The following is a 13068-nucleotide window of genomic DNA, read 5'->3' as shown; positions in this document are numbered from 1 at the left end:
TTTAACCCCTTGTCTCTTTCTCTGGTTCTTCGTCTGTCGATTTACCACTGGTAGATACAGTGCGCGTCACCACCGTGGAGCCGCCAGTTCCGGGGTCTCCACTCTGATCCGTTTCGGGAGCTCCTCTTCCAATCGTTTCGGGAGCTCCACTCTTATTCGTTTCGGGGTCCTTGGACCCCGAAACGTTGTGGATCGGCTCCGTCTTCGGCTGTTTGTTGCTTTCCGCCTTGGGGCCGGTGCGCTTGATGGGCATGGCGGTGGTGGCGGTGGCGCGCGCTGTGGCGTCGGCAAGCATGTTCGTGCCGATGGTGAGGATGGCGATCGCGATGACGGGGAGGACGACGCCCCAGGGTTGGATCGGCAAGGCGATGCGGTTTTCGTTGATCATCAGGCCCCAGTCCGCGGTAGGCGGCTGGATACCCATGCCCAAGAAGGACAGTGATGCGATTGAGCCGATGGAGTAGGTGAGGCGTAGGCCTGCTTCCACGGCGAGTGGGCCGGTGATGTTGGGCATGACCTCCCGGTTGAGGATCTTCCAGTGCGGCACGGAGTACATTTGCGCGGCGCGGATGTAGTCTTCGTTGGTCACGGACTGGGTCGCGGCGCGGGCAACGCGGGCGATGCGTGGTGCGTGGGTCAAACCGATGACTAGAACCAGAACGGTCGCGGATTCGCCGAAGATCACGATGGCCAGCATGGCGAAGATCAGCTGCGGGAACGCCAGGAAGACGTCGTTGATGCGCATGATGATCGCGTCCGTGCGGCCACCGACGTAACCGGCGATCATGCCGATGATGGTGCCCACCACCATGCCGAGCAGGGTGGCGAGGAAGGCGGTCACGATCAGGATGAGGCCGCCGGCGAGGAAGCGCGAGAGCACGGATCGACCAAGCAGATCGGTGCCGAAGAGGCCTTGGGACACGAACGGGAGACCGACGAATTCCGTTGTGGAGTAGCCGGTGATTTGTTCCGCGAAGAGGAAGCCGATCACCGTGATTAGAAGGATGATGCCGGTGAGGATCGCGCCGACCTTGCCCTCAGGCTGCGCCCACACGCGCTGGTAGAGCGGTTTGGGTTTAGAGTGCGATGTCTTCAGTGCGGTGTCGCCGGTGTCATTGGCGGTGTCAGGGGTTGTCGCCGCCTGTGCCTGCGGCGGTGCTTCGTTTAGAGCTTGGGTCTCCTTCACCGAAGCGGGGGTGTTCGAATTAGTGGTGGTGTTGTTGTTAGCCATTAGTTCGTCCTTAGCTTCGGGTTGGCCAGGATGCTCACAACGTCGGCGAGCAGGTTCACCACCACGTAGACGGCGGCGATGAGCAGGGTGACTGCTTGGACCACGAGGACATCGCGGTAGTTCACGGCGTCAATCATGGCCACACCCAGGCCGGGGTAGCGGAAGAGGTACTCAACGACCACGATGCCGCCGGCGAGCCACGCCAGCTGGATGGCAACGACCTGCGCGATCGGGCCGACGGCGTGCGGGAGAGCATGCCGGAAGATAACGCGTCGCTCAGGCACACCTTTCAGGCGCGCCATTTCGACGTAGCCGGAGTCCAGTGTTTCGATCATCGTCGCGCGGGTCATACGCGCAATGTATGGTGCAACGACGAGCGCCAACGTCAGCGTCGGTAGAACGAGCTGCTCTGGGTACGACCACACCGGGGTGCCGGCCGGGGTCATGGTGACCGACGGCAGGATCGGGAAGACCGACGTTGCAAACAGGGTGATCAGCAAAATACCCACGACGAACTCGGGCATCGCGGCCAGGATCAGGGTGACCCAGGTGATCGCCTGGTCGCGGCGGAAACCACGCCACCATGCGGCGTAGACACCAATCAAGATGCCCAGCGGCACGGCGATGAGCGCGGACAGGACCATCAGGACCAGTGAGTTCACCAGTGGGCCGCCAAGTAGATCAGCAACCGGGCCGCCCGTTGTCGTAGAGATACCAAAGTCACCGGTCAGAACGCCGCCAAGCCACAGGAAGTAGCGTTCAATCGGGGGCTTATCCAAGTCCATGTCGCGGCGCAGAGCCTCGACGCGTTCCGGTGTCGCTTGCTGGCCAAGGATGGCGGTAGCGGGATCACCGGGGAGAAGCAGCGTCGCGCAGAAGATGATGATGGACACTGCCAAGAGAATGAAGATACTAAGCGCCAAGCGCCGAATGATCATTTTGCCCATGGTTTATGCCTCCGCAATCCACATGTCGTAGAACAATGCCTGGCTCAGCGCGATACCGCTCGGGTGCGGGCGGGCGCCCATGACGTAGTGGTGGTACGCGTCGATCTGGTTTGGGAATCCCCAAATCAGGTAACCGCCGCGATCGTAGAACTCCTTTTGCAGTTCCTTGATCTTCTTACCGCGCTCAGAATCGTCGAGAACCGCGCGGGCCTCCATGAGGCGCTTCGTAAAGTCTTCGTCCACCCAGTGAGTCTCGTTGAACGGTGCGTCCGCTGTGGCGCAGCGGTTGACCTGCTCAAAGAAGTTTCGGGTGTAGTAGAAGGTCTGGCTGAATGGGTACTCCAGGTACCCATCCCAGTAGCTGGACAGTTCGATCTGGTTGATGGTGATGTCAATGCCGGCGGGCTTGACCTGCTCGACGAAGACCTGCGCGGAGCGCAGCGCGCCGGAGGCCAGCTCCGCAGTATCCAGCGTGACCGAGATGCCATCGGGGTAACCCGCTTCAGCCAGAAGACGCTTGGCCTCTTCGATGTTTTGCTCCCGCTGTGCAAATTCGTGCGGGTAGTTCGGGTCGTACAGTGCAAACATGTCGTTGCCCAGCTGGCCTTCATCGGAGAACACTTGGCGGATCATTCCCGGGCGGTCAGCGGCTACGCGGAATGCTTGGCGCACCCTCTCGTCGTCAAACGGCTCAGCGTCGATGCGCATCGTGAACGGCAACCACATGCCCGTTTCGGAGCTCACCACCTTGAGGCGCGGGTTCGACTCAATGCCGCGCACCAGCGAGTGGTTCAATGCGCCGATGGCGTCGACCTGGGAGGACATCAACGCGTTGAGCATTGCGTCATCCTGCTGGAAGTCAATGATCGTCACTTCGTCGAGGTTTGCCGGGCCGAGGAAGTAGTGCTCGTTGCGCGCCAACGTCGTCGCGCGGCCTGGCGTGAAGTCAACCAGCTTGAACGGGCCGGCACCGATCGGGTTCTCCGGGTCATAGTCCTCTGGAACGATTCCCATCTGGTACTCACAGAACACGTCGTAAAGCTCCGCGTCCGGCTGGGTTAGTTTCAGAACAAGCTTCCGGTCGCCTTCAGGAACCATTTCCTCGATGTGGGCGATCGAGCCCGCACCACTCTTGGGGTCATCCGGATCGCCGATACGCTTAAGTGTTGCGATCACGTCCTGCGGTCGAATCGGCCGCCCGTCGGAGAATTTCACCCCCTCGCGCAGCACAATTGTCCACTCCGTGGCGTCCTCATTCGGCTCGAAGGACTCCGCGAGCCGGTTTTCCAACTCGTAGTCGTAACCGCGTCGCACCAGAGTTTCGTAGAGGTTGATCACGCGCGCCGCATCCGAGGTGGATGAAGGAATGTGCGCATCCAGCTTGTCGCTCGCGGAACCACCAACGAGTCCTACTCGCAGTCGGCCGCCCTTGCGGGGAGGAGTCGAAGGGTCGATCTCCTTCACCGGGGCGGAGGAGCCACATGCCGCGAGTGCAGTCGCAGCACCTCCCACCACCGTTGCGCCGAGTAATTCTCGGCGGGTCAATTGAACCATGGCTATATGTTCTCCTTAATCCACGTGTTCAGGTAGGCCGTCACAGCGTCGTGCGCGGCTTGCGGCGTGAGCACACCTGCCAGCAGGCGCACCCCCAGCCCGTCGATCATCGCGGTGACCGCGTTGACCATGTCTTCCGGATTGGCCGTATCAAAACGACCACGTTCATACCCCTCTTTCACGATGCTGCGCAGCTGCTCTTGCCACCGGTCATACGCGATCGCGGTCGCGTGCTTCGCGTCTTCAAAAGCAGGGGAGGAGGACCAGAATTGCGCCCACGTCGCCCACTCGCGCTTCGATTCATCCGACCCGTCGAGGACGACGGCCGCAAACGCCAACAGCCGCTCGGCGGGGTCATCGATGGCGTCGATGAACGTTCGCCGTGCGGCTGCTTCTTCGGAGCACACGGCAAGCGTGGCCAAGAAGATCGCGTTTTTTGAGGGGAAGTAATACAGCACCGCTGCGGTGGACATGCCCGTCGCCTGCGCGATGTCCGCGATGGTGACGGGGGTGTACCCGTACTGCGCAAACATCGGCCACGCGGCATCCACAATCGCTCGCCGCCGCGCCGCAAAGTCCTTACGGTTCATCGCAACCTCGCGCGGAACTTCAGAGCTTTGCAGCTTATCGACGGTCACTCCCGTGATCTCCGAGAGACGCTGCCATTCCTGGGAATTGAACTTGCGAATCCCTGAGAGCGACTTGGATAGCTTCGATGGGTCCAGGCCCATCTGCGCAGCCACCTCACGGTGTTTTAGACCGGCAGCCCGAATCGCCTCGCGCGCGGCGGGGTAGGGGCTTGCGACAGTCATGCTTGCAAGCTTATTGAAACCTGTGAACGAATCGCAACGTTTTGAACGAGATTCAATTCTGTTGCGGTATGTTCTGGGGGAACCATACCCTCCTCTGGGGGTACACGCGCGGTGGGTTAGAAGGGCCGCGCTTTGCTCAGTCCGAAAGCTGTGAAACCATCTGCGATCAGCGCGAACGGCGCGAAGTAGCTTACCAGCGCATCCCGGTAGGCCTTCTGCAACTGCTCGTCCTTAGACCACTCCATGGGGGAACCGCCTTCCACGCCGTAAATAGGAACGTCGGGCCCGAAAGTGATTGTGTAATCCACCACGCCGCGGTGCAGATGGAAGTCATTGGTAACAACCGTGACGCCGCCGGAGTAGTCCGCACCAACCTCGTCGGCGATCCGCTTCGTCTGCCACGCGTTGGAGACCGTCGACCAGCTCAGTGGTTCGGCGATAACACGCTCAGCACTGATGCCGTGGTCCACAAACCACGCCTTCATGGATTCCGCCTCAACATGACCGGACGGCGTGCGCCCACCCGACATAAGAATCTGCGCGTCGGGACGATCCTGAGCCAGTTTCAGTCCCGCCTCGAGCCTCATCTCTACCGCGGGCGGCACTGTCCCATCCGGGTTCAAACCGCCACCCAAGACCACGATCAGCCCGCCGCCATCCGCCGGCGGTGCCTTCACCGGCGAGTTGAGCTGCGCAATCACAGCCTGGACCTCAGCCCGTTTTGCTGGCGACATCATGGTGAGCCAATTGCCCTTGGAGAACTCATCCCCAATGAGATCCGACAGGATTGCAAAACCTGCAAGGAAGTCATCCACCGTCCGCGGTTTCGTGGGACCCGACGCCCCAACCGGGAAGATGTCCGGCGGAATCACACTCGATCCATGCGGCACAAAATCCGACGATCCTACGGGCGGAGTACCGCCAGCAAATAACTCCGAACTAAACGGGGAACTAGAGTTCTCCGCGTTCTCAATGTAGGAGGACCCCGGGTACGCCGACGACTGCCTCTCCGCCGCAGCAGGCTCCGCCCCAGCAACCGGAGCACTCAAAGGGGACAGAAGTAGCGAGGCACACAGGCCAAAAGCAATACAACGAGTTTTCACGGATTCAGAATAACCGCGCGCGCCACCTCCGTCAGCGCAAAGAAACCATCACTGTACTGCGCTAACGTCTCCCCAAAAATGGGGGCTGCTGGATGATGGCTTAGATATTGAACGGGAGCATGTGCTTAATCTGCGGCAGCAGCAAGGCGCCAATCCCAAGCAGAGCTACCAGCGCAGCAATCACGCCTAACGCAATCTGAGCGCTCTTCGGTAAGGAACTCGTCTCTCCCTGGCTCGGCGTACCGGTGGAAGGCGACTCCGGCGTACCGGTGGAAGGTGTGCCCTGCGCTGCAGAATTTACGCACTTCTTCATGTCTGCATCGACTTGATCGTGCAGATCAACTGCAAACTTGAGTATGTGGAGCTTCGCGTTCTGCTCATCGGCTTGCTCCGGAGTACCGGGTCGTGCGGCTTCTGCATCTTGATTCGCGCCGGCGCCTTTAGAAAACGTCAGTTGTTCCTTATAGTCTTTGTACTGTTTCTGGATGTCTGCCTTCTGATTTTCCCAGTGACCTGTCTGAACAGATTCCTTCTTTGCAAATGCAACGATCACCGATCGGGCAGCAGAGGTAATTGCTGGGTCGGGGTCTACCGGGTACTTCGAGTCCGAGGCATACTTTTCGGCTTTCGTATTGTCAAAACCTTCCTTGACCAGCCGGGATTTGAAGGCTAGCTTAAAGTTTTCTGGTTTAACCTCCGCGAAGCAGAGATCCCCCTGTGCATGAACAGTCGCGGTAGCAGCGACGGTATCGGTAGGGCTAGTTTCCCGAGGATCCTCTGCCTCGACGGGATCAGAGATTGGGTCAACCACATCGCGCTGTGCGTACGCCGGTGCAACGACCAAGCTCGTGGACAGCGCTACCGCAGTGACCGCAGAAATTCTGTACTTACGCATTGTGACTTCCTTCCTTGGTAGGCCACGTGATTAGTTATCTAGATCTTTGCGTACCAAATTATCGCGTTCGCTTAGATGACGCCATAGCTGAGAGGAACTTATGCAAAAAATCCCGGACGACCAGTGGACGACCGGGAAAGTTGTGCGCCTGAGCGCTAGTTCCTTACGGAAGCATCTTTGCAATCTGCGGGGGAAGCACCTTCTTGAGTGTCGGCAGAGCCGCTCCAATCAGTCCGATGAGCGCTAAGGGAACGATAATTCCGATAGCCACCTTGGCTCCGGTGCTTAGCTCCTTGTTCTCGCCTTTTTCTGCTGAACCGCTTTTGTCGGCTCCCTTCGAGCTGCCAACGCTGGAGAGCAAAGAACTCAGGCTCTGGCCGGTCTTGCTCTTGATGCACTTAGTCATTTCCTCGTCGGCAGCGTTGAACAGCCTTTCGATAGCGCGTGCTCCAGCGAGATTCTGCTTTGCTTCCACAATCTCTTTGGAGTCTCCTGATTTCTCAGCTTCTTTGAGCTCCTCTTCTGCGGTGGCACTGTCTTTCTTTAGTTCGCTGAGCCGTGTTTTCCAATCTTGGAGGGATTCATCGTCCTTGTACCGCATTTCAAATGGAACGAAATCGAAGGTGTTCTGAATCCCTTCAAGAATGCTGGTATCTACATCATCGAGGGTTTCCGCCTTGAAATCCTTGTAGTCTGTTTCACTGAGACCAACCTCTTTAAAGGCGTCCTTGAACAGATTGTCCATGTTGTCTGACTTAGTAACTGCATAGCAGATTCCCGGGCCAACCTGAAGGTTAAAAATTTCTACGTCTGGTTCGACCTTTGCCTCTGCCGGAGCGGCTGCAACGCCGGTGACGAGTGCCGCCGCGGTGGCCGCGGCGATGAAGTGCTTGCGCATGGAGGGTCCTTTCTGGGTGAAAGTGTGGACATGGCGCGGGGTGGCGCTGGGGAGCACAGTAAAAGGTTTTACGCGGAAAGTAAATGAAACTGGGGTATAGCCCCCAGAAACCTTGGAAGTGGCTGAGGGTTCGGGGGTGGTGGGGGTCGTCGATAAGCGAGAATGCGTGATTTGCGCGTGTAGATAGACTGAAGCGCATGGCTTTTGCTGCTGAACATCCGGTCCTGTCGCACTCTGAGTTCCGCCCTGTGGGTGAGGTGGAGCGTAGTGAGAAACTCTTTGAGGTCGTCAGTGAGTTTCAGCCCTCCGGTGACCAGCCGACTGCAATCGCGGAGCTTGACCGCAGGCTTCGGGCGGGGGAGCCGGACGTGGTGCTCATGGGTGCTACGGGTACCGGTAAATCGGCGACCGCGGCGTGGCTCATTGAGCAGCAGCAGCGACCGACGCTCGTGATGGCGCCGAACAAAACGCTGGCGGCGCAGCTGGCGACGGAGCTGCGGGAGCTACTGCCGAACAACGCGGTCGAGTACTTCGTGTCTTACTACGACTACTACCAGCCAGAGGCGTACATCGCGCAGACGGATACCTACATTGAAAAGGACTCGTCGATCAATGACGACGTGGAGCGACTGCGCCACTCGGCGACATCGGCGTTGCTGTCGCGCCGTGATGTCGTTGTGGTGTCGTCGGTGTCCTGTATCTATGGTCTGGGAACGCCGCAGAGCTACCTTGATCGCTCCGTGGTGCTGCGTGAGGGCGAAGAGGTTGAACGCGATCGTTTCCTGCGGTTGCTCGTTGACATCCAGTACGAACGCAACGACGTTGACTTCAAGCGCGGAACCTTCCGCGTCAAAGGCGACACGGTGGACATCATCCCAGCCTATGAAGAGGTCGCGGTGCGCGTGGAGTTTTTCGGCGACGAGATCGACTCGCTGTATTACATCCACCCGCTGACCGGCAACGTTTTGAACAAGCGCGAAGAGCTGCGGATCTTCCCCGCCACGCACTACGTGGCCACCGACGACCGCATGGAACGCGCCGTAGAAGACATCAAAGCGGAGCTTGCGGATCGGCTCGAGGAACTGGAAAACCGCGGCAAACTGCTCGAGGCGCAGCGCCTGCGCATGCGCACGGAGTACGACCTAGAGATGATCCAACAGGTCGGGTTCTGCTCCGGCATTGAGAACTATTCGCGGCATATCGATGGGCGCGGACCCGGTTCGGCGCCGGCGACACTGATTGATTACTTCCCGGAGGACTTCCTCACCATCATCGACGAGTCCCACGTCACCGTTCCGCAGATCGGTGGCATGTACGAAGGCGATATGTCCCGCAAGCGCAACCTCGTGGAATTTGGGTTCCGCTTGCCATCGGCCGTCGATAATCGCCCGCTGACCTTCGACGAATTCGAGGACCGCGTGGGACAAACGGTCTACATGTCCGCGACGCCGGGCGATTACGAACTTGCCGCCTCGGGCGGGGAATTCGTCGAACAGGTGATTCGCCCGACCGGCCTGGTTGATCCCAAGGTCACGGTCAAGCCCACGAAGGGACAGATCGACGATCTTATCGACGAAATCAGGCAGAGAGTGGACAAGGACGAACGCGTTCTGGTGACAACGCTGACGAAGCGGATGGCCGAGGACCTGACGGACTACTTGCTCGATCACGGGATCAAGGTGCGCTACCTGCACTCTGACATTGACACCTTGCAACGAGTCGAGCTTCTCCGCCAGCTGCGCCTTGGCGAGTACGACGTGCTCGTGGGAATTAACCTGCTGCGTGAGGGCCTTGACCTGCCCGAAGTATCCCTCGTTGCGATTCTGGATGCGGACAAGGAAGGTTTCCTCCGCTCCACGAAATCACTCATTCAGACCATTGGTCGTGCCGCCCGTAACGTCTCCGGCGAAGTCATCATGTACGCGGACAACGTCACCGACTCCATGCAGGAAGCCATCGATGAGACCGAGCGCCGCCGCGAAAAGCAGATCGCCTACAACAAAGAACACGGCATCGACCCGCAGCCGCTGCGCAAGAAGATCGCAGACATCCTCGACGAGGTCTATGAGAACGAGGGCACCGAATCCGCGGACAGTTCCAAAAACGCTGGCTCCGGTGAGGAGGCCATGCTGGAATCCCGTGACACCTCCACGATGGCGAGCGATGAAATCCAAGCCCTGATTGACAAACTCACTGGGCAAATGACAGCAGCCGCCGCCGAACTGAAGTTTGAGCTCGCCGGGCGACTCCGCGACGAAATCGTGGACCTGCGCAAGGAGCTTCGCGGCGTAAAAGAGGCCGGTATATAGTTGTGGGCATTATGAGCACAGGCAGCACGGGTACCACGAGCAGCACCGACTACGACACCATCGTGGTCGGGTCCGACGGCTCGCCGTCATCCTTCCTTGCAGTTGAGCGGGCCGCAAGCATCGCCGCCGCATTCGATGCAACGCTGGTTATCGGCTGCGCCTACTACGACAGTGAGGACGAGGTCGCGCAATCCAGCGCCGTCCGCCGTGATTCCGTCCCGGTCCTCGGCGATGAGACCGCCCGCAAAAACCTCGACGCCGCCGCCGAACACGCCCGCTCCGCCGGCGCCACCAAAGTGGAAACCGTCGTGCAAAGCGGCACCCCAGTCCAAGCCCTCATGGCAATCGTGAACGAGCACAATGCCGACCTACTAGTAGTAGGCAACCGCGGGATCAACACACTGACTGGGAGACTACTCGGCTCCGTACCCGCCGACATCGCCCGCCAGTCCGACTGCGACGTCATGATCGTCCACACCGTGTCCTAGCCGCCTTCTCCTTACCCTTTCTCCCAGCCCCGGCCCGCGGCTGGGCCCTTTTTGTGGGTTCGCCGGGGGTGGATCCTGACGATGGTGACACTTTTCGCCGGTTCCGGCGCTAAAACCCCAGGTCGGCTTTTCGAAAGTGTCAGCATCGTCAGGACGCCGTCTGGCCTGTGGGTGTTAAGCCGCGGCCCGGCCTGTGGCCCGGCCTGTGGGGGGGCCGAAACTGGGATGGTGCGGGGTGTCTGCTTGCCTTGGCCGCCCGTTGTGGGGTCGCCGGGGATGGATCCTGACGATGGTGACACTTTTCGCCGGTTCCGGCGCTAAATCACCAGGTCGGCTTTTCGGAAGTGTCAACATCGTCAGGACGCTGACTGGCCGGGGAGGGAAGGCGTCTGGGGAAGGGGGGCCGGGGAGGGAAGGAGGGCCGGGGAGGGAAGGAGGACCGGGAAGGGGATGGCTAGGGCAGGTCGAGCGGGCCGATCACGGTGAGTGATTGGGTTGCGCGGGTCACGGCGACGTAGAGATCCTGCCAGCCTTGGGGTGAGGCATCGACGATGTTTTCGGGGGAGTCGACGATGACGTGGTCGTACTCGAGTCCCTTCACGTCGTGGACGTTGTCTGCGGTAACGACCGCGACGAGGCCGCCGCGGGCTTCGAGTTCGGTGCGGACAGCATCGATGTCGGTGCCGGAGGGAAGGAAATGTACCGGCTCCCCGGTGGAGCGGACGGTCACGGTGCCGTGCGGGGATTCGGCTAGCTGCGGCTGGTCAAACGAACCGGCGGCTTCGATGACGGCAAGGATCCGGTCGGCGAGTTCCATGATCTCGGCGGGAGTGCGGTAGTTCACGCTCAGCTCGTGGTAGGTGAACCGGCCAGAAACGAAGGGTTCTAGGGCATCGTCCCAGGAGTCGACGCCGGCGGGGGAGGACGTCTGGGCAGGGTCGCCAACGAGGGTCATCCACCGGGCGGGGCAGCGACGGAAGACCATGCGCCATTCCATCGGGGAGAGCTCTTGGGCTTCATCCACGATCACGTGCCCGTATGCCCAGGTCATGTCGGATTGGGCGCGTTGCGCGGTGGAGCGCACGTCGGTTTCCCGCTGGCGGGACGCCAGCGTTTCCGCATCGATGATGTCGTGGGCAGATAGGATCTCAGCTTCAAATTCGTCGTCGTTGTCGGTGTTCTCAGAGGATGCCAGGATGTCCAGTGCGTCCTCGGCTTCGGCCACGAGTTCGCGCCATTGCTGTTCCTGTTTGTCCTTTTCCTCGGCAGAGCTGGTGAGCCCGATTAGGGTATAAAGTTCGTCGATAAGCGCAGTGTCCGATGGTGTCCATGCGGTGGCGTCTTCGCGGTACAGCGCGTCTTGGGTGATGTCGTCGTAATCAAAGGCTGCGGCGGCGATTGCCTCACGGCTGCCCAGCAGGCCAGCGAGCACATCGACGGGTGTGAGCTGCGGAAAATGCTCATCAACCAGGGCGAGGATCTGCGGGTCGTCGGCTAGGTCATCGTGGAGCTGATCCACGTCCGCCCGCGACAACAAGTTGGTTCCGCCCAGCGGATCTTCACCGATGCGCGCAGCGAGTGCCTGCGCGATCGACTCCGTTAGCGCCTCAGCAAAGTAGGGCCGCGCGAGGTTGTGCGGCTTCCGCGATCGCCGCGCGCGCGTCCGCGCCTGCTTAATCATCGCTGGGGTCACGTCCAGCTCAATGCCATCGATGGTCACGGTCGTCGCTGCCGCAGGAACAGTTTGAAGGTTCTGCACCGCCCGCTTCAAAATGGCCACCATCTCACCCGACCCCTTGACCTCCCGCGCGACCAGCGATTCCGTCCGCAGCGGCCTAAAGCCAGGAACAAGATCCTGCACGGTGGACAGCACTACGCCTGTTTCACCGAGTTCAGGCAGAACCCGCGAAATGTAGTCAAGAAACGTCCGGTTCGGTCCTACGATCAACACGCCGGTGCGCGTCAGCTGCTCCCGCCACGTGTACATAAGGTACGCCACGCGATGAAGCGCAACCGCAGTTTTACCGGTTCCCGGGCCACCGCCAACGACCACGACGCCGCGCGAAGGCTCGCGGATTATCTCATCTTGCTCACGCTGGATGGTTTCCACGATCGATTGCATGTACCCCGTGCGCGGCGCATTCATCGCCCGCCGCAGCGCCGCTTCGCTGCTTACATCAGAGCTTTCGCTTATCGACGATTCCCCCACAACCTCTTTTCCCGACAACCGCTCATCGTCCACGGCTGTGACAGTCCGGCCCTTCATCCGGATGTTCCGGCGCGACAGCACGCCTTCGGGGTGTGCCGTGGTGGCTAGGTAGTAGGGCCGTGCCATGGGTGCCCGCCAGTCGAGGAGCAGTGTCCGGTAGTTGTCAGCCCGGTCGTCGAGGCCCATGCGGCCGATGTAGCGCCGATCGACAGCGCCGCCCGCGAGTTCGTTTGTCGTCGCAGCGCCGCTCTTTTCGTCGTTCGTCGCAGCGCCGCCAGGCGCTGCGACGGGGTTTTCGGGGTCTGGGTCCTCGACGTCGATGCGGCCGAATACGAGGCCGGTTTCGGCGACGTTGAGGTCGTCGAGTTTGGCGTTGAGACCGTGGTATTCGGTTTCGCGGCGCACGAGGGCGTCGGCGTCGGGGTTTTCTGGGTCGACGTCGCGTTGCACGTCGGCGAGGCGCTTTTGTGCGTGTGCGACTTCCTGATCGAGGTGGGCGAACAGGGTATCGACGTAGCGCTGCTCCTCATCGATGATGGCGTTGTCGTTGGCGCTCATGCGCTTAACGGGCTTCGACGTCGTGGAAGAGAAGTCTTCGTCGTGTTCGTGGTGTCCCACCAAG

General features: G+C 60.3%; 10 protein-coding genes. 2 read left to right on the top strand and 8 right to left on the bottom strand.

Translation table 11 applies throughout. From position 1 onward, the window contains the following. Nucleotide 1: 1 nt before the first annotated feature. From CAQUA_RS06195 to CAQUA_RS06165, 7 genes are all read right to left on the bottom strand, one after another. Nucleotides 2-1231, bottom strand: a complete 1230-nt coding sequence (locus tag CAQUA_RS06195) for an ABC transporter permease (protein WP_196824043.1) — start codon at nt 1229-1231, stop codon at nt 2-4. Further along, nucleotides 1231-2154 (bottom strand): ABC transporter permease, encoded by a 924-nt coding sequence (locus CAQUA_RS06190; RefSeq protein ID WP_231375365.1) that lies wholly within the window; start codon nt 2152-2154, stop codon nt 1231-1233. Before CAQUA_RS06190 ends, CAQUA_RS06195 begins: the two co-directional genes overlap by 1 nt. A gap of 27 nt (nt 2155-2181) precedes the next feature. Next, nucleotides 2182-3732, bottom strand: a complete 1551-nt coding sequence (locus CAQUA_RS06185) for an ABC transporter substrate-binding protein (protein ID WP_196824045.1) — start codon at nt 3730-3732, stop codon at nt 2182-2184. A gap of 2 nt (nt 3733-3734) precedes the next feature. Beyond that, nucleotides 3735-4544, bottom strand: coding sequence for a TetR family transcriptional regulator C-terminal domain-containing protein (locus tag CAQUA_RS06180; RefSeq protein WP_196824046.1), 810 nt, complete (start codon nt 4542-4544; stop codon nt 3735-3737). Between the two features lie 116 nt (nt 4545-4660). Beyond that, entirely contained in the window at nt 4661-5593 is a 933-nt protein-coding gene (locus tag CAQUA_RS06175; protein WP_196824047.1) for a YdcF family protein, read from the bottom strand. Between the two features lie 154 nt (nt 5594-5747). Then, nucleotides 5748-6542, bottom strand: a complete 795-nt coding sequence (locus CAQUA_RS06170; protein ID WP_196824048.1) for a hypothetical protein — start codon at nt 6540-6542, stop codon at nt 5748-5750. Nucleotides 6543-6705: 163 nt separating this feature from the next. Further along, nucleotides 6706-7440 (bottom strand): hypothetical protein, encoded by a 735-nt coding sequence (locus CAQUA_RS06165; protein ID WP_196824049.1) that lies wholly within the window; start codon nt 7438-7440, stop codon nt 6706-6708. 197 nt (nt 7441-7637) lie between these two features. On the opposite strand from CAQUA_RS06165, the gene uvrB reads away from it, so the two are divergent. Then, nucleotides 7638-9749, top strand: coding sequence for an excinuclease ABC subunit UvrB (gene uvrB / locus CAQUA_RS06160; protein ID WP_196824050.1), 2112 nt, complete (start codon nt 7638-7640; stop codon nt 9747-9749). 11 nt (nt 9750-9760) lie between these two features. Next, nucleotides 9761-10237, top strand: coding sequence for a universal stress protein (locus CAQUA_RS06155; RefSeq protein ID WP_196824051.1), 477 nt, complete (start codon nt 9761-9763; stop codon nt 10235-10237). Between the two features lie 454 nt (nt 10238-10691). Here CAQUA_RS06155 and CAQUA_RS06150 read toward each other — a convergent pair whose 3' ends face one another. Further along, entirely contained in the window at nt 10692-13004 is a 2313-nt protein-coding gene (locus CAQUA_RS06150) for an AAA family ATPase (RefSeq protein WP_196825551.1), read from the bottom strand. Nucleotides 13005-13068: the final 64 nt, after the last annotated feature.

The organism is Corynebacterium aquatimens (assembly GCF_030408395.1).
GTDB classification, from domain to species: domain Bacteria; phylum Actinomycetota; class Actinomycetes; order Mycobacteriales; family Mycobacteriaceae; genus Corynebacterium; species Corynebacterium aquatimens.
The sequence above is the reverse complement of the archived record's forward strand: the minus strand, read 5'-3'. Positions and strand labels throughout refer to the sequence as shown.

What these genes read in the sequence shown, in the direction of transcription:
- CAQUA_RS06195 (WP_196824043.1), bottom strand. Translation starts at nt 1,231, where the DNA reads ATGGCTAACAACAACACCACCACTAATTCGAACACCCCCGCTTCGGTG.
- CAQUA_RS06185 (WP_196824045.1), bottom strand. Translation starts at nt 3,732, where the DNA reads ATGGTTCAATTGACCCGCCGAGAATTACTCGGCGCAACGGTGGTGGGA.
- CAQUA_RS06180 (WP_196824046.1), bottom strand. Translation starts at nt 4,544, where the DNA reads ATGACTGTCGCAAGCCCCTACCCCGCCGCGCGCGAGGCGATTCGGGCT.
- CAQUA_RS06170 (WP_196824048.1), bottom strand. Translation starts at nt 6,542, where the DNA reads ATGCGTAAGTACAGAATTTCTGCGGTCACTGCGGTAGCGCTGTCCACG.
- CAQUA_RS06165 (WP_196824049.1), bottom strand. Translation starts at nt 7,440, where the DNA reads ATGCGCAAGCACTTCATCGCCGCGGCCACCGCGGCGGCACTCGTCACC.
- uvrB (WP_196824050.1), top strand. Translation starts at nt 7,638, where the DNA reads ATGGCTTTTGCTGCTGAACATCCGGTCCTGTCGCACTCTGAGTTCCGC.
- CAQUA_RS06155 (WP_196824051.1), top strand. Translation starts at nt 9,761, where the DNA reads ATGAGCACAGGCAGCACGGGTACCACGAGCAGCACCGACTACGACACC.
- CAQUA_RS06150 (WP_196825551.1), bottom strand. Translation starts at nt 13,004, where the DNA reads ATGAGCGCCAACGACAACGCCATCATCGATGAGGAGCAGCGCTACGTC.